Genomic DNA, 24,134 nt, shown 5'->3' with positions numbered 1-24,134 from the left:
AGTAACACATGCAATACGCAAAACTTTCAAACGGTATTACGATTCCCCAAATCGGATTCGGTGTCTGGCAAGTAGACGAAGAAACAGAAGCACCCGCTGCTGTTGCTGAAGCACTACGTGTCGGCTATCGTCATATCGATACAGCTGCTGTCTATAAAAACGAGCGCGGTGTCGCAAAAGGAATCAAAGAAAGCGGCGTGAAACGTAAGGATCTCTTCTTAACGTCGAAAGTCTGGAACGATGATATTCGTGCCGGTCGGACGAAGGAAGCATTCGCAGAATCGCTCGAACGTCTCGAAACAGACTACCTTGACCTCTACCTGATCCACTGGCCAGTCGAAGGCTATATCGAAGCGTGGAAAGCAATGGTTGAACTTTATGAAGCAGGCAAGATCAAAGCGATCGGTGTCTCGAACTTCAAGGAACATCACCTCGATACATTGGCAGAAGAGGGCTTGATGGCACCAATGATCAACCAAGTCGAATTGCATCCACAATTGCCGCAACACGAACTGCACGAATACTTGCAAGATCACAACATCCAAGTCGAAGCATGGAGTCCACTCATGCAAGGGAAATTCCTCGAAATCAATGATTTCAAGGAAATCGCAGAGAAACACGGCAAGACACCTTCACAAGTCGTCTTACGTTGGCACCTCGACAACGGCATCGTCGCTCTTCCAAAATCTGTTACTCCAGCACGCATTGCGGAAAACTTCGACGTCTTTGATTTCCAACTCGATGCCGATGATCTTGAGAGAATTGATCGTCTGGCAACGGATGTCCGCCTCGGACCGGATCCAGACGAAATCGATTTTTAATCTAAAGGTTATCGTAAAAAAGAACGGCTTCCATGTGAAGACGTCTTGCTTCATCTGAACGACGAGAGACCCGTTTCCAGTCTACGACTTGGAAGCGGGTCTCTTTTTTTTTATGATTTAAGCTGATCAGACATAATAAATTAAAATCGTATCTTCCGCTTCTTCTGCTTTTTGAAAATAGGCGCGTAAATCGGCGAACTGTTCCCAAACATCCTCGAATTCGCCTGGCGTTCCAGCTTCATCATGAATCGAAGCGAGTGCCCGCTGATCAAAGTTCCGCATCACTTCAGCGGAAATGATCAGAAGCGGTAAAGGAAGAATCCCGACGATCGCCGCTTTCTCTTCATTAACGATTAACTCTTCGCCAACGATCGCTCGTCCCAGGTTGTAATGTGTGTCTTGATCAATATAGATATCGATTTGATTCATCAAATGATAGATGGCGTTCGTCTGTTCGAGAGCGAATAATTGTTCATGATCGGGTTGTGTCTCATGAATGAATAAAATCCAGTCCATGATGATGTGGGGATCGTTTCCGAACGACTCCCAGACCGCATCCGTGACGCGGACGAAATGTACGTTTTCCATTCTCCCCCTCCCTTCTGTACTCTGTATTCCCTTTTTAAATTCGTTCTATACAAAAAAAGAGCCAGATTTCTCTGACTCCCTTTTCCTTAGATTGCTTTTTCGTCTTCTTTTGATTCCTGCCATGCTTCAAGCGTATCTTTCCCTGGCAAGTTCGGAATCGAGTCCGCATAAAACCGTGGCTCTTTCCCTGCTTTTCGTTGTGCCATGTAATCATCGAGGGCAAGCTTCGCAATCTTTGCGAGACGGAAAATCGCATACAGATTGACGATCGCCATTAGTCCCATGAAGATGTCCGCTAACGCCCACACGAGACTAGCTGACTCGACAAGTGAACCGAAGACGATCATGACGAGGACGAGTACGCGGTATGCCATCATGACTTGTTTATTTTCACGGATGAAGTTGATGTTCGATTCACCGTAGTAGTAGTTTCCGACGACGGAACTAAACGCAAATAGGAAGATGGCGAGTGCCATGAATCCTGTCGCAAATGATCCAACTTGTGACGCAAGTGCTCCCTGTGCTAAATCAATACCAGCTAAGGCATCTCCATTCGCATCTTTTGTCGGAACCCCACTGACGAGAACGATCATCGCAGTCGCCGAACAGACCATCAATGTATCGACGAAGACCGCGAATGATTGAATCAAGCCTTGTTTGACCGGGTGAGAGACTTCCGCTGTTGCCGCTGCGTTCGGTGCTGAACCCATACCGGCTTCGTTCGAGAACAAACCGCGACGAATACCATTCAGAACGGCCGCCCCGATTGCTCCCCCTGCTAACGTCTTAAACTCGAATAACCCTTCTTGGAAAATCAATTTAAAGACACTTGGTAATACTTCAAGATTCGTCACCATGATATAGAGAGCGATTAAGATATAACCACCTGCCATGATCGGAACCATGAACGAAGCGACTGTCGCAATACTGCGGACACCGCCAAAAATGATCAGTGCCGTCAAGACGACCAATCCGACCGTAATCCACATCTTATCCACGCCATATTGACTTTGTAGAGAAAGCGAGATCGTATTCGATTGGACAGAGTTGAAGACAAAACCAAATGAGATCGTGATCAGAACACTAAAGACAATTCCTAACCACCGTTGTCCAAGCGCTTTTTCCATGTAATAGGCTGGACCACCACGCCATTCTTTTCCGTCACGTACCTTGTAAATCTGAGCAAGCGTACTTTCGACGAATGCTGATGCCGATCCAATTAAGGCAATCAACCACATCCAAAAGACTGCTCCCGGACCGCCGAGTGCGATTGCAGCCGCTACACCCGCGATGTTTCCGGTACCGACACGAGCTGCCGTACTGATTGCGAATGCTTGAAACGGGGAGACACCATCTTTTCCATCATCTGTTCCTTGGAACAATAAGCGAACCATCTCCGGAATCATCCGGAATTGAACGAACCGCATCCGGAATGTAAAATAAATGCCTAACACGACGAGTAACGTGATCAGTACATTTGTCCATAACAAATCACTGGCTCTATTCACTAACGTCATTAATTCCTTTTCCATCATATCTCCTCACTTCCATCCGTCTTTTCTCTCTATTTGTATGTAAGTTTTTTTCACATGTGAATTATCATACGCAATTTTTTTTGAAAAATCAAACTCATCTATACCTTAGAACACAAAAAACGTGTCAAACCTCACATCAGATGTCAGGTTTGACACGTTCACATAAACAGTTTTTTAGATTAGATGAACAGATTCAAATTAGCACCATCCGTTGCACCAAGGTAACTGGCAACACCACCGTAATCAATGCCGTCGAGGAGTTCTTCTTTCTTAATGCCCATGATATCCATCGACATCGTGCAGGCGATCATTCGGACACCGGCCGCTTGCGCTTTTGCCATCATCGTCTCGAGCGCATCTACTTGTTTGTCCTTCATGACTTTTTTCATCATCTTTTGACCGGCTCCTGCCATGTTCATGTTCGAGAGCGGTAATTCTCCGGCATGTTTTGGCATCATCATGCCCATCATCCGTTCAATGCCTGCTTTCTCGACTACCGGTGCGTCTGGTTTTCGAATGATGTTCAAGCCCCAGAACGTAAAGAACATCGTCACTTGTTTCCCCATCGCTTGTGCACCTTGTGCGATGACGAAAGAGGCAAGTGCTTTATCAAGATCACCACTGAAGACGACCATCGTCGCATCGTCTGCCGGATTGACTTGAACCGGTGCTGCAGCAGGTATCTCTCCTTGCCCTTTTTCAAGCAAGACCTCGACGACCCCTTGATTCATCTCCGCTGAATGGACTGTGTGACCTAGTTTTTTCGCCCATGCTTGAACATCCGGCAAGAATCCTGGATCCGACGCTTTGACGAAAATCTGCTCGCCATCCGTCATCTGATCGATTTTTGTTTTCAGCTCTAAGATTGGGCCTGGGCACTGTAAGCCGCACGTATCGAGCAGCGTCACTTGTTCTGGTGCAGTCTTCGTTGTTGGTTCACGTTTCGTTAACGTTACAGCTGTCTCCTCCTTCGCTTGGCTTCGCGCTTCCTGATCACGATGCACGACCGACCATGTTTTGTAGCCGCCGCTTAAGTTTTTCACATCATAACCATGTTGTTGCAACAATTGACTCGCGACATATCCACGTAATCCGACTTGGCATGTTACATAGATCGTTTGATCTTTCGGCAGATCATCTAACTTCTCACGTAACGTCGGTAACGAGATGTTGACCGATCCCGGAATCGCACCTAACTCGTTTTCCGATGGTTCACGAACATCGAGTAACAAACCACCGTTTGCGACGATTGCATCGATTTCGTGCCAATGAACGTTCGTACTGTCACCTAAGACGATATTCGACGCGATATATCCTGCCATGTTAACCGGATCTTTTGCTGAACTATACGGTGGTGCATATGATAGTTCAAGATCTGGTAAATCAAGCACTGTCAAGTCGCCTTTAATCGCTGTCGCGAGGACATCAATTCGTTTCTCGACACCTGTCATACCGATTGCCTGTGCACCATAAATCGTTCCTTCAATTGGATCAAATAACAGCTTCATCGAAATGGGACTTGCCCCTGGATAGTAACCCGCATGGGATCCCGGATGGAGGTGAATCGCTTCATAACGCATACCGAGTTGACGCAATCGTTTTTCGTTGTTACCGGTAGAAGCGACTGTCAAATCGAAGACTTTCGCTACTGCTGTACCGAGCGTTCCACTGTACCGGACATCGCGCCCGGCAATGATGTCGGCGACGAGGCGCCCTTGACGGTTCGCCGGCCATGCGAGCGGCATATGTGTCGCTTCCTTCGTGATAAAATCTTTAACTTCGATCGCGTCACCAATCGCAAAGATCGACGGATCGGATGTCCGCAGTTGATTGTCGACTTGAATCGTCTGTTTAATTCCAAGCGTTAAACCAGCATCTGCTGCGAGCGTGCTCTCCGGTGCGACACCGATTGATAAGATGTTCATCTCTGTCTCAATCACGCGTCCACTTGTCAAGACGACACGACGACCTGCTTCTTCAAAACGAGCGACGCCATCTTCTAGAATCAGCTCGACGCCTTTTGCCCGAAGATGTTCATGAACGATCGCTGCCATTTCCGGGTCGATCGGAGCCATGACTTGGTTTGCCATTTCAACGAGGGTGACGTGTGCCCCACGTTCGACAAGATTTTCTGCCATCTCGAGACCGATGAATCCTCCACCGATGACGACTGCCCGTTCCGGACGTGTCGTATCGACGTATTCTCGCATCCGGTCCGTATCCGGAATGTTCCGTAACGTAAAGACATTTGTTGCATCACTCAGTCCTTTAATGTTCGGACGAATTGGTTTTGCACCTGGAGAAAGAATTAGATGATCGTACGATTCATCGTATTCTTCACCTGTGTCAACGTTACGGATCGTGACAGTCTTCGCTTCACGGTTGATCCGAATCGCTTCCGACAAGTTACGGACGTCTAAATTAAATCGTGCATGCATCCCCTCTGGCGTTTGGACAAGTAATTTATTGCGATCTTTAATGACATCTCCAATATAGTAAGGCAGTCCGCAGTTCGCGAACGAGATCTCTTTTCCGCGCTCGAGCAAAATGATTTCTGCCGTTTCGTCAATCCGGCGTAGTCGTGCCGCTGCCGTTGCGCCACCTGCGACGCCACCTACGATGATCGTTTTCATCTAAATGATTCCTCCTTGAAGTACTATCTGCCACTCAATATACCCTGTTAGGTATGTATTTTCAAGTCAGTTGCTTGCGGCTTCACAGATATGACATATCCCATTCGTTTTGTATTTTCTTCCTATCTGAACGGACATTAGTTGCATTTCCTTCTGAAATGCTTGAAACTAAATCTATAGTATATAAAGGGGGATTTTGCAATGGACCAGGAACGTAACTCGAACGAATCAAACGAGAACAATAAAGTGACACCGATTCACCAAGATCGTCAACCCGAAACAAACGAACAAGGAATCGCGCCACAACAGCAACAACACTTAGAAGCTTTCCAAGCTTTCCTCGTTGAAAAAGGCATTCCAATGGAAGCACGTGAGAATGAGACACACGTCTTCTTCATGACACAAGAAAAAACACCTGCAGGAGCAGAACCGATGATGATGATCGTCTTCAGTAAGACGACGACAGATGTCGAATTGTTCGCTCGTACGGTGACACACGTACCAGATGGTGTCGAGGATCTTCCGATTCTTAATGCCATTAACGATTTCAACCAAGAGTTCAAATACTTCCGCGTCGTTCTCGATAGCGACCGTGATGTCACGATCGCATCGACAATTGATCTGGATCACGGCTTCAATCCAGCAGCGATCTTCGGACATTCTGTCATGATGTTCCAAGCATCGGATGAAGTCTATACGTATTTGACAAAACTGTATGAACAGTTCTGATTTTTGATTTTGGACGGCTTTGGATTCTTATTCCAAAGCCGTTTTTTATTTAAAGTTCAATTAAAAATATGAATTATTCTCCTTACGTTCAGATTTCTGAAAACAACTACATGATAGAAACTTCTTATCACTTTTGTAGGAGGTCACGATTATGAAAAAGCGCATAAAACTAGCTTCGATCTTTATGTTAGCTGGCATCTTAGCTGCCTGCGGTTCGAACGAAACCGATACGACTGTACCGAAAAAAGAGCAGTCGACAGAAACGAAATCAGCGGATGCTGGAATCGCTGCAACGACATTGATAGATGAATTGACGATCTACAGCTCGATCAAAGCAGAACTCGACAAAGCGAAAGACGGACAAGCAATGGATTGGAAGATGGTCAAGACGAGTTATGAAGCAAAACTAAAAGGTGGTGTCAAAACGGTAGCACCAGAAATCGACCAAGTCATTCAATCCGCTTTAATAGATGTTGAAGCGAAGAATCTCGATCAGAACATCGCACGTCAACTCGTCGATAAAGGTCTACAATCCTATTTCTATCAATTACAAAAGGCAACTCAAGCAAAAGCTGAAGAAGCACTCGTTGCGGGTAAACCGGAAGCTGCAACAGAAGCACTCAAAGATGTCGAAGCAATGGCAAAGACCGTTTTCATCCCGACAGCGAAAAAGTGCGACGTAAGCTACGATTTCAAAAATGAAGACGCGATTGCTCAAGCAATTACTTCTGGTCTATCTGCTCAGCAAGAAGCCATTGATACTAAAAAAATCGGTGACTTCAATGTCGCGAAACAAGTAACGGATAAATCGATTTATCGTTCGTTCTACTTGGCTGCACTCGATTATGCTCAAAAAATCGAGGATGGTGTCAAAAGCGGGACGGACGAAAAAGAATTACAGGTAGGGCAAGCAGAAGGATATGCTTCCCTCCTTGCAGTTGAAAAATCTTTAGCGGATGGCGAGGAAGAGGCTGTCAAAATACTAAAAGAACGTTATGACTTCTCGAAGACAAAGCCAGCTGACGTTTCTTACAAAGAAATCGAAGGATTATTCGCACAAGCGTTGACGGAAAAAGTCGACGAATCTCATGAAGAAACACAAGAAGCAATCGAGAAGAAAGACATCGATACAGCACGGGCAAAAGCAATGGAAGCTAACCTGTTCATCGTTGCGATGAAACCCACGCTTGAAAACCGTCTCGGTAAAGAAAAAGTAGCGCAAATCACTAAAGATGCGAACGAATGGTTCGCGCTCGTTGAAAAAGGTGACGTCAAGGCCAAAATGATAGGTGAACGGATTACGGACGCACTCAAACCATTTAACTAAGCAAAAATGTTATGAAAACGGAGTGCTAAGGTGAACCTCTTCATGTCTACACCAAGCTTCCGCTTTACGAGTGATGCCCGATACGAATCAGAAGACGCGCAAGCGATTTGTATCAACTAACGATGCCATGATGGCATGACTATAAAAACCATGTCGATTCCCGAATGACACTGTGGAGATCGACATGGTTTTTTCATTGCTGTATATCGTAACGACGTTCCATATAATCAAAGGTACCGCCACTAATTTCAATCGTCCGGACCGGTTTAAAGCCAAGACGGCGATACAGTCGTTGCGCTCCAACGTTCGTTTGATCAGCGTTTAACGTAAACGCTTGTAGTCCCTGTTTCTCGCCTACTTCCGCTGCTGCCTGCAACAGTTCCGTACCAATTCCTTTTCCACCATGACGCGCATCCACTGATAAGGTATCCAGGTAATAGACCGGTCCTTCCGTCTCGACGTCGATCTGGACGTCTTGACCTGTCCACTGTTTCAATTGTTCTTTAATTGGTTCGTCGAGTTGTTTCGCCTCTGTTCCGGCATAAGCGATCACGATGCCCGCTACTTCGTCCTTGATGATTTTCACGAGGATGTTCTCATGACTGAGCCGGTTTCCGGTTTGGGAAACGAAATAAGCGAGCCTTTCTAGAACCTCTTCTTTTTCTGTCGTTCCCGTCAATGTCTCAGCAATCTCATGAATCGCTTGCTCAATCAACGGGGCAATCTGTTGTGCTTCAGAAGCATGTGCTTGTCGAATCATCTAATCGTTCTCCTTTGAACTTATTTTCTAATTAATGAACCTGAAAAATCGGACTCGACGATGTCGAATCCGATACATAATTTTTTTAGATCTTCATCCATTTCACTGCGTGACTTTTTGTACGACAGGTGCCGGTACGATGATAGGCTCCCGTGTCATGACAGCAACAACACGACCGGCGATCGCTACGGCCAGTAATGTGTATAACGTCAAGCTAAGTGGCAGATAAACAAGTGAAATCACTAACACGATGGCGTCGAGTCCGAACAAAATCGTTCCGATCGATAGACCTGTCAGTTTACTGAGTCCCATCGACAGTAGATCGTCTCCACCTGTCGCTGCTCCACTTTTCAAAACAAGTCCGAGACCATATCCGGTCACGATTCCGCTAGCGATCGCTGCGATAAGTGTCGCTGGCCAAGCCTGTTCTGGAAAGTGGAACAAATCAAGTCGGTGCCACATCTCGTAAAAGAGTGATAACGCACCTGCTGAAAGTAACGCTTCGCTGACGAAACGTTTTCCTTTGAAGTACAAAGCGCCAATGAAAAATGGAATATCGAACACGATCATCGAGATCGAAGGATTGATATCAAAAAAGTATCGACCGAGCAACGATAACCCAATAAAGCCGCCTTCTGCTAATCCGAACTGTTCATTCAATGTGTAGTAACCGAACGCCATGATCAGCGTTCCGGTTAAGATGGTTGCGATTCGTTTCATGTTTTATTGTCCTCTCCCATTTACATCGTGGGAGAGGTTTTATACGTCCCGTTTGGGTATTCATCTATTTTCGCTCTCCCTGATTTTTATAAGCCATTACCGTCTTGTTCGTCTTGACCGGTACTGCTAAAAATCAGGTAAGCTGAATAGATGATTGGTCCTCTCGGTATCCATCGGTTTCCACCCCTTCATTAAAAATCTATTTTCATTATAACCCGAATTTCAGTAACTAAAACAGTTTTACGCATTCTTCACATAATCCAAACACTTTTGCTCACTCATTCACAATTTAGACAAGATTATGCTCAATGTTGAACAAACTACTTGAAAGTGAACTTGTGAATGATTACACTAAGTATATCAAATGAATGTGATTTACATCACAAACAAAACACAAAGGAGACTTTACCCATGAAAGTAGCAGTCATCGGATGTACACACGCAGGAACAGCAGCAGTCAAAGAACTCGCTTCACAACAAGATGTCGAGATCACCGTTTATGAGCGGAATGACAATGTATCGTTTCTCTCTTGTGGGATCGCACTTCACGTCGGTGGTGTCGTCAAGCACGCGGAATCGCTATTTTACTCGTCACCAAGTGAACTTGCTGAGCTCGGAGCCGAGATGCGTCTGAAACATGATGTACTTGAAATCGATAGTGAACGTCAAACGATCATTGCGAAAAACCTCATGACTGGTGAAGTCGTTCACGATACGTACGATAAACTCATCATGACGACTGGATCTTGGCCAATCATTCCAATGCTTCCTGGTATTGAGTTGAATCAAATCGAGCTCTGTAAAAACTATCACCACGCTCAAACAATCATCGAAAAAGCATCAGATGCAGAGCGGATCACGGTCGTTGGTGCAGGCTATATCGGTGCTGAACTCGTCGAAGCGTTTGAAGCCTACGGAAAAGATGTTACGTTCATCGACAGTGCAGATCGCATTCTCAACAAATACCTCGACCGCTCGTTCACTGACGTCATTGAACGCGAATTAACAGATCGCGGCATTCGTCTTGAACTTGGACAAACCGTCCAAAGCTTCAAAGGAGAAAACGGTGCTGTCACACACGTCGTTACAGATAAAGGCACATTTGAAACGGATCTCGTCATTCTCTGTGTCGGTTTCCGCCCAAGCACAGAACTCTTAAAAGGACAAGTCGATATGTTACCGAACGGTGCCATCATCGTTGACGATTATATGCGGACGAGCAACCCGAACATTTTTGCTGCTGGTGACAGCTGTGCCGTCTATTACAACCCAGCTCGGACACATGCCTATATTCCACTCGCAACGAATGCTGTCCGGATGGGTACGCTCATCGGAAAAAACTTACTCGCGCCAAAGATTCGTTACCAAGGAACACAAGGCACATCTGGTCTTCGCTTATATGATTTGAACATCGCGTCGACTGGTTTGACAGAAGAAGCGGCACCCTTGTTCGGACTTGAAGTGAGCAGCACGACAGTTACAGATGCGTATCGTCCAGAGTTCATGCCAACAGCAGAAGACGTCCAATTGAAGCTCGTCTTCGAGACGGCAACACATCGTGTCGTCGGTGCACAAATCATCTCAAAAGTTGATTTGACACAGGCAATGAACACACTTTCTGTCGCGATTCAAAATGACATGACACTTGAAGAGCTCGCTTTCGTCGATTTCTTCTTCCAACCGCACTACAACAAACCGTGGAACTTACTAAACCAAGCAGCTCTACAAGCAATGAGCGAGCGCCAATCAGCTCGTGTCTAAACTTATTGCAAGATAGATTAAGTGCAATTTTTCTCTATTATGAGGAGAAAGATTGCACTTTTTGTTCATTTCGAACCGTTTTCTATAAAAGAACACGTCATGCAGTTTGCGATTTGAATGCGTAATCAATGACTGAACGTTACAGTCACCTCTTCATTTTTCCGTTTCAATCTGATAAAGATGCTGCCAGTCCTGATACGACATCGTTCCGTTCATCGTCTCCATATCAAAGCGTAACGGTGCGATCAATTCGAGTGAATTACCATCTGGATCCTCGAAGTAGATTGCTGCGTGCGCATGTGGATGATTATCGAGAACGAGCGGTTGATTTGCTCCTGCTACACCGAAGGCTGATCGAACTTCAATCCCTCTCTCCTTTAACCAGTCCTGTGCTTTGTCGATATTTTCATGCTCCATCCGAAACGCAACATGGCGAATCGACGGATGATACGGTAACTCAGCTTGACCTGCTTTCCATAGCCCCAACCAACTCTTACCGTGCTCGATCCAAAAGAAAGCGACGCGTTCATTTCGGAACGCACATTCAAGACCTAACTCTTCGTAAAAGACAATCGATCGTTCGAGCTCTTTGACCGGTAAATGGGCTTCATACAGTCCAGCAATCATCTTCTTCACACTCCTCTTTTTCTAGTGTAAGCCATCAATTTCCAAATTTACTACCATCAAAAACGTTTAATCCGACTTGTTGAGGGAACATACAACCTATACCAAAACCAACTTTCAGGAGGAATGTTTACATGGCTGCATCGAAAAATCCGTTAACAAAATACTTCAATGACGATTTCCCAAAACAATATCAGGACGCCCCAGCGGTTCAAGCAAAAATGGAACCTGTTCCCGATTGTGGAGAAGAAAGTTATAAAGGTTCTGGCAAATTGATCGGCAAAAAAGCACTGATTACGGGTGGCGACTCCGGCATCGGCCGAGCAGCAGCAATCGCCTACGCTCGTGAAGGGGCTGATATCGTCCTTAACTACTTACCGGAAGAACAACAGGATGCTGAAGAGGTCAAAGCACTCGTTGAAGCAGCGGGACAAAAAGCATATCTCTTACCTGGTGATTTAAGTGATGAAGCGTTCTGTGGACAACTCGTCAAAGAAGCACATGAATCACTCGGTGGACTCGACATTTTGGCACTTGTCGCGGGTAAACAACAAGCTGTCGAAAACATTCTCGACCTTTCGACGGAGCAATTACGCAAGACATACGAAATCAACGTCTTCTCCCTCTTCTGGGTCGTCAAGGCAGCCTTGCCACTCTTAAAGGAAGGCGCTTCGATTATCACGACGACATCTGTCCAAGGATATAATCCAAGCGCGAATCTCTTGGATTACGCTTCGACGAAGTTTGCCATCAACGGTTTCACGCGTGGACTCGCTAAACAAGTCGCGCCAAAAGGAATCCGTGTCAACTCCGTCGCACCTGGTCCGATTTGGACACCGCTTCAAATCTCGGGTGGTCAGCCAAGCGAGAACATTCCAGAGTTCGGGCAGGAAACACCACTGAAACGAAGTGGTCAACCGGTCGAACTGTCTGATGTCTATGTCTTCCTTGCTTCAGACGCTGCAAGCTATGTCACAGCGCAAATCTATGGTGTCACAGGTGGAATCGAGTTAGCATAAGGATCGAATCTCGACAGGGTAGCTTCGGCTATCCTGTTTTCGCGTGTCTTAACGGGATATCAGTTGCATCACCCGGTGCCATTTAGTCTAATGAAAGTAATAACGATGAAGGAGTGAATCAGATGACTGAAAAAGAAAAGATGATTAAAGGGGAACTCTATTTAGCACAAGATCCAGAACTTGTGGCCGACCGCATCCGGGCACAATCGCTCTGTTATGAGTTTAATCAATTGAGTGTCCATGATCGTGCCAAGCGAAAGATGCTTTTGCAACAATTATTTCAGACGGAGCAAGCCGACTTTTACATCGAACCGACCTTTAAATGTGATTATGGCTACAACATTACGTTAGGGGCTCGTTTTTATGCCAACTATGACTGTGTCTTGCTCGATATTTGTCCGATTACGATCGGCGACAACTGCATGCTTGCTCCAGGAGTACATATCTATACCGCGACCCACCCACTCGATCCTGTCGAGCGCAATAGCGGTTATGAATTAGGAAAACCGGTCGTCATCGGGAACAATGTCTGGATCGGTGGACGCGCGGTCATCAATCCCGGTGTGACGATCGGAGATAATGCAGTTATTGCCTCAGGTAGTGTCGTCGTCAAGGATGTACCGGCAAACAGCGTCGTTGGTGGAAATCCAGCTCGGATCATCAAGACGATCTAATTCTCATCAAATTCTAATCTGTTCCTCAGTTTCCTTTCACGTGGTCTGGTTATTCTATGTATAAGAACAACAGCCACTACTCAAAGGAGGACATCATCATGACTGAAAAACGAACAGATAAAGGAAATAAACGTTTCAAAAAAGGAATCGCTACACTTGCCGTAACGGGTACAGTCTTAACAGGAGCTGGTGCGTTCCTACTCTTCACAGGCCCAGGACACTCTCTCGTCAACTCGACGGTCACCACTTCACAGCAGGCAGAGCAAAAAGTCGAAGCTGCTTCGCGCCAAGTCAAACAAAAGCTTCCTGCTTCAATGCGTGACGATCAAGAAATCGAAGGCACATTGCAGAAACTATCAGATCGTTCGATGACGATCGACGTTAACGGTGACGCTCAGACGTATGACTTTGCTTCGTCAGTAGAACGTGAAGCCGTGCAAAAAGAGGATTGGGTCAAAATCGATCTGAATGCGAATCAGCAAATCACGGAACTTGAGCGAGAAGATCCAGATGATCGCAATGACCGAGAGGACGATGGCAATCGCTCAAATGATTCATCGGACGATGCGAATGAACGGTACGGTATCCTTCGTGCCCTATCACAAAGTGAATTGACACTCGAACAAGATGGACAAGAGACGATTTACGCAATGGCGGATCGTGCGGAACGTGACGTTGCGAAATCTGGGGATATCGTAAAAATCGAATTGAATGCAGATGGTCAAGTCCGTGAGCTTGATCGGGAAGAGGATGACGAAAATCGTAATGATGTACGCGATGAAGACCGTGACGATGCACGGGAGCAAGAAGTCCGCGGTACACTCTCTAAAATAACGAATCAAGAGATCATCATTGAACAGAATGGTGCGCAAAAATCGTACTCTCGTACATCAAACATGGAACAAGATGATGACATCCGAGTTGGTGGTTCCGTCAAACTTGAGTTGAACGCATCAGACGAAGTGACAGAAATCGATGAATGATCATTAAAGGAGGATGTTTATGTCAACCACCATCTTAATCGTTGAGGACGACGCGAAAATCGCACGCCTCCTTGAACTCGAACTCCAATATGCCGGGTACGCGACACGTGTCGCCCCCAACGGAAAAGATGGTCTCGCTGCCGCTGAGCATTCGGTTGATCTCGTCTTACTCGACGTGATGATGCCGGAGCTGAGCGGCTCCGAGGTGTTGCGCAGGCTCCGTGGAAAAGGCATGCACGTCCCCGTCATTATGCTAACAGCACGTGGAGAAGTGTACGATAAAGTCGCGGGACTCGATCTTGGTGCGAATGATTATGTGACGAAACCGTTCGAGATGGAGGAACTCCTTGCTCGGATCCGAGCGTTATTACGCACTCCGACTTCAACTAGTAACGCACCGCGCACGTTACAGTTCGCTGATCTTGTACTCAATCTTGATCGACATGAAGCATTTCGCAATGAAGGGCGACTCGATTTGACACCACGTGAGTTCGAACTTCTGACATATTTACTAGAAAACAAGGAACATGTCCTGACACGCGAACAAATCCTAAATCACGTCTGGGGGTACGATTACTTCGGCGAGACGAACATCGTCGACGTCTACATCCGTTATCTTCGCAAAAAAGTCGATGCCCACCCTCCAGCTTTGATTCAGACCGTTCGTGGGGTTGGTTATGTGCTACGGGAGGCGATTCCATGAAGCTTCGAACGAAGCTTGCTTTATCCGTCACCGCCTTTACGACACTCTTGTTATTCCTTTCGTTCATCGTCGTGACACTCGTCGTCCAAAATCATTTAATTGAATCGCGTTATACCCAACTGGAACAGGCAGAGGAATTGATGGAAGATGATTCATCGGTCCGAACATTGCTGACGCTTCATGAGGATGCTGTCGTCTTATCGAACGAAAATGGACGCTGGGTCATCTCAAACGATGAAGATGGCGACGACTCGTCTACTGTTAACGGAGACGTACAAGCAAATGACCTCCCCGATATCCCACGCTCGAAGGAACCTTTTAAGTCTGGCGATTGGTTCGGCATCGTCTATCAGGATCAAGCCTATCTGTTCGAAGATGAGAGCGTCGATGATACAGTCTCGACACTCGTTTTGACCTTCACCATCGTGTTGGTCGTTGGAATCCTGATCGCGTTCATCAGTAGCTTCTGGATTGCTTATCAGACGCTCCGCCCGCTCAGGCAACTAAATGATACGATGCAACGAATCTCCTCTTCTGGAACGCTTGAGACCGTGCAGACCAAACGTGATGATGAGATCGGTCGCCTCGGTCGCGTCTTCAATCAGATGATTGGTCGTGTCGATCAGACGATGGAACAACAACGGCAGTTCGTCGCGGATGTCTCGCATGAAATGAAGACACCCTTGACCGTCATTGAGGGATACACTCAATTATTGAAACGCTGGGGCAAAACGAAGCCCGACGTACTCGATGAATCGATCGAACACATCTTGCAGGAGACACATGCGATGCGGACGACCTTGATTGAGCCTATGCTCGAATTGTCTCGTCTCGGTTACGAGGAAACATCTGTCGAAGTGATTGACTTAGCAGAGCTTGGAAGCGAACTCGCTGATCGGATGTATCACGCAACAGGGACGATCATTCCTGTTGATGCCTCCGGAACGATTCGGGCAAATCGCGAAGCGGTGTTACGTATCTTGACGATCTATATCGATAATGTCCTGAAGTATGCTACTTCACCAGAATTGTACCTGCGCAAAGAACGTCTGGCTGTCCTTGATCGGGGAACGTCTCTAACGGACGAAGAACGCGCTCGGTTATTCGACCGGTTTTACCGACTCGATGCAGCACGCGATCGTTCAGGAAGTGGACTCGGATTGTCGATTGCTGCTGCACTTGCGACGACACATCATTTTAAGGTTGGTAGTGAAGCCCGTCAACCAGATGGAAGCTGCTTCTATTTAATCCCCGAGCAGTCTGAATGAAACTTTTTCTACAATTGTGTCGTACACTTAAGGAAGAACGTCACATGATGAAAGAAGGAATTTCACGATGGCTAAAAAACGTTGGGGTGGACTTGCTGTTGCCGGCGCCTTTCTCTTGACGAAAGGAAAGGTCATCCTTGCCTTATTGAAATTTTCAAAGTTCGGAGGCACTTTGATTTCGTTCGGAATCTCTCTTCTCTTTTACGCTCAAATATTCGGTGTTTGGTTCGGGGTCGGATTGCTCTATCTCCTATTCATTCATGAGATGGGACATCTACTCGCCGCTAAACGACTCGGTTTTAAGACCGGTCCTGCCATTTTCGTTCCGTTCATGGGAGCCGTCATCGGCATCAAGGATACATTTCGAACGCCAAAACAAGAAGCGATTCTCGCGTACGGTGGACCACTCGCTGGTCTCGTATCCCTGATTCCGCTTGCGATCGGATATGCTGTGACGGGAAATGACTTCTGGCTCGTCATCTTCCACCTCGGGGCTCTATTGAATCTCTTCAACCTACTTCCCGTCAGTCCGCTTGACGGCGGACGGATTCTTGCGGGACTTCCGATCATCGTCTGGGTCGCGGGACTTGCTGCCTTGATTGCCTATGGTATCACCCACTTTAGTCTGATTTTGCTCTTGATTGCCTTTTTAGGCGGCAGTGCCGTTTGGAAACGGTATAAGTTCGCGAAACAATATGAGGCGAACCGGTCGACCTTAATGTTGTACCGTGCCGCACGTGAACGCGTTTTACGGGCAAAGGCAGAGCAAGAACGTGCAGACGCTGAAGTCGCACTTGCTCCAGAACTAGAAGGTGAGGAAGAACAAACAATCGAGAGTACCTACGATCCGATCGCTTGGTCGCTTCGTCTCGATTTACAAGACTTGCGACAAGCGAGTCCGGAAGAGGCACGTCAGGAAGCAGATGATCTGTTACGGTATCAATATGATGCCGCCAACGATTACGATGCCTTATTGCGACGGATCGATCAGCGGATTGAACCACTTCGTCTTGCTGAAGAGTCTGTTCAGTATCATCAGATGCCGAAAAAACAACAAACGATCACGCTCCTCGCTTATTTGGCGCTCGGTGCTATTTTATTCATTGCTTTCGAATATTCGAAAGGTTACCTGCCTACACCATCTTAAATCGAGATCCATCGGATGCGCTTCATGGCGCATCCTTTTTTCATAGAACGAACACATTGACTAGAGTGATTTCTTGCATCTCGTTAAAGAAGCGACTACTCTGAGTAAAACCCTACTTACCACTTGTCTAAAATAGGAGGTCCTCCTTCCATGAATAAAAACACTGCCCGTTTGGGTGAAGCACCTGTCAATCAGCTTTTACTTAGTCTCTCTTTACCAGCGATGGTCGGGATGCTCGTCACGGCACTCTACAATATCGTCGATACGATTTTCGTCGCTCAAGGAATCGGTACGGCTGCCGTGGCCGCCGTCGGAATCGCTTTCCCCGTCCAGCTCGTATTAATGGCAATCGCCAACTCGATCGGGATCGGTGGTGCTGCAATTGCGTCACAACGACTCGGTCAAAAACAAACAGATGCTGCCAGTCGTGCTTATGCCAACGTCTTGATGGCTGTTTTCTTCATCAGTATGCTCGCTATCATCAGTGCTTTCATCTTCGTCGAACCGTTGCTACGTCTCTTTGGAGCGACGGATGAGATCATGCCGTACAGTATCGCTTTCTTACGCGTCCTCTTGATCGGATCTCCTTTCTTCATGTTGACGATGGCGTCGAGTGCGATGCTCCGCGCAGAAGGACGCGCGAACTATCAGATGCGCGTCATGCTGACGACAGTTGCGATCAATATCGTCCTGACACCGCTGTTCATCTTTGGTCTTGATTGGGGCATCCAAGGTGCTGCACTCGGGACAGTCGTTGCGCAAATCGTTGGTGCTGTACTTGTTTTTCGATTCTTCTTTACGAAACGCCGACAAACTGGCTTGACGCTCAATCGGAGTGCTTTTAAACCTAATTTCCGATTAACGTTCCGGATGATGCAAATTGGATCATCGTCGTTCATCATGCAAGTCTCTCAATCCGTTCTATTCATCACCGTCAATCATATGCTCGTCCGGTACGGGGGTACGACAGAACTGGCAACGTTTGCGGTCATCAATAAGTTCATGGCGCTCGTCGGTATGCCGATCATGGGGATCGTGCAAGGGATGCAACCGATCGTCGGGTATAATTTCGGATCCCGGCAGTTTAGCCGGATGTCGCTTGCCATCAAGTTGGCAATCCGCTACGGCTTATCGTTATCGATCAGCTTGTGGTTACTCATTCAACTGTTCCCTCGTTTTTGGGTCGGCTTGTTCACAGAAGAGGCGAGACTTCTACAGGAAGGCTCGAGTGCGATGCGTATCTTATTCGCCTTATCGTTCGTCTACGGAATTCAAATGATTGTCAACGGAATGTACCAATCGCTTGCAAAAGCAAAAGTCGCTTTATTCTTGTCCTTGTCACGCCAAACGTTATACACGATTCCACTCGTCTTGATATTGCCAGTGTTCTTCGGTGTCAATGGTGTCTGGTTCGCTTTTCCGATCGCTGATGCAATGGCTGTTTTGACGGCCCTTGTTTTCGCCTATAAAGATCGCGTTCTGTTATTTAAACCGGAAGAGTACGTCGCAGAGGAACAAAAAGTCGCTACCGCGAAGTGAATGGAATGGATCTAAGATCGTCTGCTTTGCAGATGGTCTTTTTTGATGGACTTCCAGAATACGAACATGTATTCTGTTACTAGTGAATGACAGAAAGGAGCCTGCTGGATGTATACATTAGCAATTGACTTTGAAACGGCAAACCGAAATAGCCGAAGCATTTGTGCGTTTGGTTGGTCCGTTCTCTCGAACGGTCGTGTCATGGAGAGTAAACAGGTCTTAATCAATCCAGAAGAAAATTTCGATGCTGGAAACATTCGGGTCCACGGAATTCGTCCGAGCGATGTCTTTGATGCGCCGACGTTACCTGAAGCAATGGAAGCCCATGGCTTATACGATTTGATTGCAGGCGCTCAACTGATCGTTGCTCACAATGCATCATTTGATATGGGGGCACTCCAAAAAGCGATTCAAAAATACGATATGTACCAGATGCCCGCTTTCACCTACGGCTGCACGGTCAAATTATCCCGCAAATTGTATCCTTGGTTGCCGAACCATCGATTGAATACGATGGCAGAGTTTCTCAACGTCTCTTTCCAGCACCATGATGCGAAAGAAGATGCCTACGTCTGTGCGTTACTCTTAAACGATATGTTAGAACGAACGAACCTACAGGATCCGGTCACTTTGCATACGTTCTGCGGCGTTCGGATGGGACAGGTTGCCTATTAATAAACAAAAAAATTGTAGACAACAGGGATGACTCCAAAAAATGACGCGTCTCTTCACGCCCTTTCCTCAGGCGAGACACAAGCCAGTTTTCCCGCTTCGAGCAGGAAAACGGGTCTCGTTTGTCTCTGACAGCGCATAATGCGCTTTTTCCTGTAGGAGTGGCGTGAAACGCGTTATTTTTTTCTAGAAGAAGGATTCGAGAAGCGTTTTGTTCACTCGACATCGCTTCCTAGGGAAAAACAAGCAAGAGCGACCCTGCAGCGAAGCGAAGCGGCGCGATGCTTGTCCCAGGAAAACGATGCGAGACGAACAAAAAAGCGCAATCCTTCTCGTTAGAGAAAAATTGCACTTTACCTTCAGTCTCAAAGCACTCTAGACACGAAATCTAGAGTGCTTTTGATGCTGTTCTATTATTTGCTCGTTTGTTTGATTGGGAACCAGCCTGGGCGACTTGTGATGCCTGCCCATAATGCATCTGGAACGACGAGTTCTGCTTGTGCTTCTGGATCAAGTTCTGTCCGGATTGACGCAAGGTCACCCGCTTCGACTTTCTCAACCCATTTCGGTTCCATGATCAGTTCACGACCAAGAGCGATCATTGGAACGACAGCCAAACCTTGTTCGACTTCGTCCGCTGTGTGAAGCGATCCGACACCGATGATAGGTACTTGTTCACCAACACGTTCTTGAACGAGTGTAATAGGTGATGTCGTTTCATTTTCATCACGAATTGAACCTGCGAAGAAGTCCATCACGGAAACGTGCAAGTAATCGAGGTCTTTTTTCGCCAGCTCATCGACGAGGCGCATCGTATCATCGAGTGTGATTCCTGGATTTTCAATTTCTTCTGGAGAAAAACGGTATCCGACGATGAACGAAGGATTTTGTTTAGCGACAGCTTCGACTGCATCCACGACAGCTAATGGGAAGGCGAGACGTTTTTCTAAGCTACCGCCCCATTTATCTTCACGACGATTTGAGTGTGGTGAGAAGAACTGTTGGATCAAGTACGTGTTTGCACCGTGAATCTCAACACCATCAAATCCAGCTTCCATCGCACGGCGTGTCGCTTGACCGAATGCTTCGATGATTGCTTCGACTTCTTCTGCCTCTAACGCACGTGGTGTCATCGCACCTTCACGCACGGGTGCAATAGCACTTGCACTGACCGTTTGCCCACCGACGAGTTCTGGTGGTGCCATACGACCAGCGTGGAAGATTTGTAAGATCGCTTTTGCGCCTTTATCTTGAATCGTTTTCGCGAGTCGCTTCAGACTCGGCACGAGATCGTCACGATGCGCACCAAACTCATTCGGGAATCCTTGACCGTCTGCTGTGACGTTCGCACATGCTGTAATGACAGCGCTGACGCCACCTGAACGTTCTGCGTAGTACGCGAGTTCCGCATCCGATACTTCGCCGTTCTCTTGTGCCGCATAGTTCGTCATCGGTGCCATCAAGACGCGGTTTTTCAGCGTCACACCGTTTGGTAGTGTAAATGGTTCAAACATTGCTTGAGTTGCCATGAGTGAAGTGCCTCCTCTAATTTCTTGAATTGAATATCGACAGTATACGCTCGTCTTCCTCTGAATAGCTACTGATGTGCTTACGCGATGTGTCACTTGCGGATCGCTTTACGACGCCCTCCCGGCCACCACCAGTTCCAGTGACCAAATAGCTTCATCAGTGCGGGGACAAGGAGCATCCGGACAATCGTCGCATCAATAAAAATTGCAAGCGCGATACCGACGCCAAGTTGTTTGATCGGACTAACACCTGTAAAGGCAAACGCACCAGTGACGACAATCATGATCAAGGCAGCGGACGTAATGATTTTACTCGTCTTCGCCAGTCCCATCTCGGTCGCATGATCGTTATCGCCCGTCTCGTCATAATATTCTTCCATTCGCGAGACGAGGAACACTTCATAATCCATCGATAAGCCGAAGACGAGTGAGAAGATGAAGACCGGTGTTAGAATGCCGATCGTCTCCTGCGGAAGAACTGCGCCGGACTCGAACAAGACGACGAGTAATCCAAACGTTGCTCCTAAACTGAGCAAATTCATCAGAATCGCTTTGATTGGAATCAAGATGGATCGGAACGCGATTAGCAGAATGATGAATGTCGCCAAGACGACGACACCGATAGCCAGTGGGAGTTTCGATTCAATGGCATCATAAATTTCCTGATTAAAGGCTGCTGGTCCCCCGACAAGGTAACCGTCCGCCTGCACCTTCCGTACCCAGTCTTGCGAAGTAGCATCGCCGGGATTTCCTTTTAAATTGACGTTGATCCGTGCTTGATCGTTCTCTGATAGAAACGGCTTCAGTGCATCGCGCCCAGCCGAAACAGCGAGTAACTGCTCGAGCGGAACCTGTTGCTGTTCCGCGATCGTTGCGGCGGACACGACGGAACGCACTTCTGAATCTGATTCGAGTCGAATCGTCACATCTTCGATTTTTTCTCGTCCCACCTCTGAGGCAGCATCCGCAGACAAGATGAGAACGGCGTCCGTTCCATCGTTCCCGAATGTTTTTTCCCACGACTCAAAGGCCAGACGCGACGGATAGGATTCCGGCAGGGCAGTTGCTTGCGGAATGTTCAACGTCAAGTCACGTAACGGAAATAAACAAGGTAAAAGAAGTAATAAAGATAGAATCGTCACTGTGACAGGGCGCTTCATGACGAAACGTGCGAGGCGGCGCCAACGATCTTCTCCACGACCTGCTTGTTGCCGGAAAAGTCGTCCTTTTTCTAGTACCTTCCCGAAAACGATTAATAGTGCCGGTAATAATGTCAACGCACTGACAACCGCCCCGAGTACCGAAACGAGTGTCCCGATTGCGACAGCGCGGAAGACATCAACATTAATCAACAACAATCCGGCAAGTCCGACGAATACACAGATTCCGGAAAATAAAATCGAGCGTCCTGCCGTCTCGACCGAACGAATCGCTGCCGACCGAATCCCTTGTCCGTCCTGCCGTTCTTCACGGAACCGATTAACGTATAACAACGAAAAATCAATGCCGAGTGCCAGCGAAATCATTGCGACCGCATTCAAGACGAAGATTGATAACTCTTGTTGTCCGGCAACGAAATAAAGAACACCGGCACCAAAAACAAAAGTGACGAGTCCCATGATCAAGGGTAAGATGGCGGAAACGGGTGTACCGAAAACGAGTAGTAAGACGATCAATGCTGCCGGAATTCCGATTAACTCAGCTCGGATGAGGTCATTTTTGGACGCTGTATTCAAATCATCAACGACGACCGGTTCACCCGTTAGCCGAATCGTCCCGGTACCATCCAGTTGACGTGTGACCGCTGTTGCCCATTTCGCATCAAGTGTTGGTACACCGACTGTCACGTATCCCTTATCGTCCCGCATCGCTCGCGGATTTTCGACGGGACCAATGACGTTCCCGACTCCTTTGATGTCACGGAAGCGCTCGACATGTTGTACCATCGTTTGTCGTAGATTCTCTTGATTCTCAAATAGGACGATGATCGTATGTGGATCCTGCCCAAAATCTTGAGCGAGCACCGTTTCGACACGTTGAAAATCACCGTCACGTGTAAATCCATTTCCTTCTAGACGATCGGGTAATTGATATGCAAAATAACCAAGCACGACGAGTAGAAGCCCCCAAACGACCAACACTCCTCGAAAATACGCACTAATCAGATGACCAAGCCGTTCCATGATGCGTCTCCTTCCTGTATAAACGTACAAAAAACATCCTTCTTGCTGAAAAGCGAAAAGGATGTTTCATTACGTCTTTTGAAAAATTTGAACCCATGTGTTGCCGAATGTAGTCGATGTCGACACGATCGCAAGACGCCGCGCCTCTTCATCGAGTAACACACTTTTGAGTAAAACGGAGGAGTAGCATCCCTCGAACTTATATTTCAGCTGACTCTTCTCATACAAGTAAAACCGAGAGGAATCGGTGATCGAAAACAATTGGTGCCGGTGGTCAACGAGTGAATACTCCGCGTAATCCGAAAAAGGAATGACCGATTCCTGATTCGTCGCGGCATCCCAAATCACATACCGTTCTTGTAGATCATCATAGGAGATGATCGTCGTAGGTGCGATGAATCGCTCGAACGTCAAACGTGTATCATATCCTCGCTCAACTAAGCGTCCGAACAGCGGCACCTCTTCATAGTTTGAGTACCGCCAGTCCCCTGTTTGAACGTTCACACAGACGACGTCCGTTTCTGCCGTGTATAGGAAGATTTCATCATCTTGCCACAAGAATAAATTACTGAACCATGCTTCGGAGAAAGCAGCGGGTCGCTTAATGTAATTTAAATGCCCTTGCTCTAAATCCAATAAACCAAAATAAGCTGACTCTTCAAATACGATGAACAATCGTCCACCGCCTGGCTCAATGTACCAGGAGAATGGAACATACGCACATGCTGTTTCCCACAGTGGTCTTAAATCCGCATCACATTTCATAAATCCGTGGCGATCTCGAAAAAGAAGCAAATCCTCCCCGATGCGATCAAACAGTGAGACGGATTCATGGAGTAACAGCTCTGCAGCAGGTTTATACATATGCATCACTTCCTACTTCATACGGTATCAACCTTCTCAGTTTCTCGCTACTATT

Annotated in this window: 21 protein-coding genes; 12 read left to right on the top strand and 9 right to left on the bottom strand. The window is 47.0% G+C overall.

What is annotated here, in order from left to right; genetic code table 11:
- Nucleotides 1-8 precede the first annotated feature (8 nt).
- The gene (locus BW42_RS13490; protein WP_035412173.1) at nt 9-821 is read left to right on the top strand and encodes an aldo/keto reductase; all 813 of its coding nucleotides are present in this window, start codon (nt 9-11) and stop codon (nt 819-821) included.
- 126 nt (nt 822-947) lie between these two features.
- Here BW42_RS13490 and BW42_RS13485 read toward each other — a convergent pair whose 3' ends face one another.
- From BW42_RS13485 to BW42_RS13475, 3 genes are all read right to left on the bottom strand, one after another.
- Nucleotides 948-1,409 (bottom strand): hypothetical protein, encoded by a 462-nt coding sequence (locus BW42_RS13485; RefSeq protein WP_023469641.1) that lies wholly within the window; start codon nt 1,407-1,409, stop codon nt 948-950.
- 86 nt (nt 1,410-1,495) lie between these two features.
- On the bottom strand, nt 1,496-2,941 hold the full coding sequence (locus BW42_RS13480; protein ID WP_035412170.1) for a sodium:alanine symporter family protein: 1,446 nt from the start codon (nt 2,939-2,941) through the stop codon (nt 1,496-1,498).
- A 182-nt stretch (nt 2,942-3,123) separates the two neighbouring features.
- Nucleotides 3,124-5,577, bottom strand: coding sequence for a CoA-disulfide reductase (locus tag BW42_RS13475; RefSeq protein WP_035412168.1), 2,454 nt, complete (start codon nt 5,575-5,577; stop codon nt 3,124-3,126).
- 201 nt (nt 5,578-5,778) lie between these two features.
- Between BW42_RS13475 and BW42_RS13470 the strand changes: the two genes are divergently transcribed.
- Nucleotides 5,779-6,306 carry a YbjN domain-containing protein gene (locus BW42_RS13470; protein WP_023469644.1) on the top strand — a complete coding sequence of 176 codons (528 nt, stop codon included), beginning with the start codon at nt 5,779-5,781 and terminating at the stop codon, nt 6,304-6,306.
- A gap of 151 nt (nt 6,307-6,457) precedes the next feature.
- Nucleotides 6,458-7,633, top strand: coding sequence for a hypothetical protein (locus tag BW42_RS13465; RefSeq protein WP_035412165.1), 1,176 nt, complete (start codon nt 6,458-6,460; stop codon nt 7,631-7,633).
- A gap of 193 nt (nt 7,634-7,826) precedes the next feature.
- Here BW42_RS13465 and BW42_RS13460 read toward each other — a convergent pair whose 3' ends face one another.
- Entirely contained in the window at nt 7,827-8,393 is a 567-nt protein-coding gene (locus BW42_RS13460) for a GNAT family N-acetyltransferase (RefSeq protein WP_035412163.1), read from the bottom strand.
- Nucleotides 8,394-8,495: 102 nt separating this feature from the next.
- On the bottom strand, nt 8,496-9,113 hold the full coding sequence (locus BW42_RS13455) for a YitT family protein (protein ID WP_035412160.1): 618 nt from the start codon (nt 9,111-9,113) through the stop codon (nt 8,496-8,498).
- Nucleotides 9,114-9,524: 411 nt separating this feature from the next.
- Between BW42_RS13455 and BW42_RS13450 the strand changes: the two genes are divergently transcribed.
- On the top strand, nt 9,525-10,874 hold the full coding sequence (locus tag BW42_RS13450; RefSeq protein WP_035412157.1) for an FAD-dependent oxidoreductase: 1,350 nt from the start codon (nt 9,525-9,527) through the stop codon (nt 10,872-10,874).
- Between the two features lie 153 nt (nt 10,875-11,027).
- Here BW42_RS13450 and BW42_RS13445 read toward each other — a convergent pair whose 3' ends face one another.
- Nucleotides 11,028-11,501 carry a VOC family protein gene (locus tag BW42_RS13445; protein ID WP_035412154.1) on the bottom strand — a complete coding sequence of 158 codons (474 nt, stop codon included), beginning with the start codon at nt 11,499-11,501 and terminating at the stop codon, nt 11,028-11,030.
- A gap of 131 nt (nt 11,502-11,632) precedes the next feature.
- On the opposite strand from BW42_RS13445, the gene BW42_RS13440 reads away from it, so the two are divergent.
- The 8 genes from BW42_RS13440 to BW42_RS13405 all read left to right on the top strand — a co-directional run bounded on the left by BW42_RS13440 (nt 11,633) and on the right by BW42_RS13405 (nt 19,506).
- A complete protein-coding gene (locus tag BW42_RS13440; protein WP_035412151.1) occupies nt 11,633-12,517 on the top strand; it encodes an SDR family oxidoreductase in 885 nt (294 codons plus the stop codon).
- A 122-nt stretch (nt 12,518-12,639) separates the two neighbouring features.
- Nucleotides 12,640-13,191 (top strand): maltose acetyltransferase domain-containing protein, encoded by a 552-nt coding sequence (locus tag BW42_RS13435; RefSeq protein WP_035412148.1) that lies wholly within the window; start codon nt 12,640-12,642, stop codon nt 13,189-13,191.
- Between the two features lie 98 nt (nt 13,192-13,289).
- The gene (locus BW42_RS13430; RefSeq protein ID WP_035412145.1) at nt 13,290-14,174 is read left to right on the top strand and encodes a hypothetical protein; all 885 of its coding nucleotides are present in this window, start codon (nt 13,290-13,292) and stop codon (nt 14,172-14,174) included.
- Nucleotides 14,175-14,193: 19 nt separating this feature from the next.
- Nucleotides 14,194-14,877, top strand: coding sequence for a response regulator transcription factor (locus tag BW42_RS13425; RefSeq protein ID WP_035412143.1), 684 nt, complete (start codon nt 14,194-14,196; stop codon nt 14,875-14,877).
- The gene (locus BW42_RS13420) at nt 14,874-16,145 is read left to right on the top strand and encodes a HAMP domain-containing sensor histidine kinase (RefSeq protein ID WP_035412139.1); all 1,272 of its coding nucleotides are present in this window, start codon (nt 14,874-14,876) and stop codon (nt 16,143-16,145) included. Before BW42_RS13425 ends, BW42_RS13420 begins: the two co-directional genes overlap by 4 nt.
- Nucleotides 16,146-16,212: 67 nt before the next feature.
- Complete coding sequence (locus BW42_RS13415; protein ID WP_035412136.1) at nt 16,213-17,292, top strand: site-2 protease family protein; 1,080 nt, start codon at nt 16,213-16,215, stop codon at nt 17,290-17,292.
- Nucleotides 17,293-17,442: 150 nt separating this feature from the next.
- Nucleotides 17,443-18,831, top strand: a complete 1,389-nt coding sequence (locus BW42_RS13410) for an MATE family efflux transporter (protein ID WP_035412133.1) — start codon at nt 17,443-17,445, stop codon at nt 18,829-18,831.
- A 108-nt stretch (nt 18,832-18,939) separates the two neighbouring features.
- On the top strand, nt 18,940-19,506 hold the full coding sequence (locus BW42_RS13405) for a 3'-5' exonuclease (RefSeq protein WP_035412131.1): 567 nt from the start codon (nt 18,940-18,942) through the stop codon (nt 19,504-19,506).
- Nucleotides 19,507-19,916: 410 nt separating this feature from the next.
- Here BW42_RS13405 and BW42_RS13400 read toward each other — a convergent pair whose 3' ends face one another.
- The 3 genes from BW42_RS13400 to BW42_RS13390 form a co-directional block, all read right to left on the bottom strand.
- Nucleotides 19,917-21,032, bottom strand: a complete 1,116-nt coding sequence (locus BW42_RS13400; protein WP_035412128.1) for an NADH-dependent flavin oxidoreductase — start codon at nt 21,030-21,032, stop codon at nt 19,917-19,919.
- A gap of 92 nt (nt 21,033-21,124) precedes the next feature.
- Nucleotides 21,125-23,215, bottom strand: a complete 2,091-nt coding sequence (locus tag BW42_RS13395; protein ID WP_035412126.1) for an MMPL family transporter — start codon at nt 23,213-23,215, stop codon at nt 21,125-21,127.
- A gap of 69 nt (nt 23,216-23,284) precedes the next feature.
- Nucleotides 23,285-24,079, bottom strand: a complete 795-nt coding sequence (locus BW42_RS13390; RefSeq protein WP_081780437.1) for a hypothetical protein — start codon at nt 24,077-24,079, stop codon at nt 23,285-23,287.
- Nucleotides 24,080-24,134: the final 55 nt, after the last annotated feature.

Source organism: Exiguobacterium sp. RIT341 (genome assembly GCF_000632205.1).
GTDB lineage: Bacteria > Bacillota > Bacilli > Exiguobacteriales > Exiguobacteriaceae > Exiguobacterium_A.
This window is presented reverse-complemented; position numbering and strand designations above follow the sequence as displayed.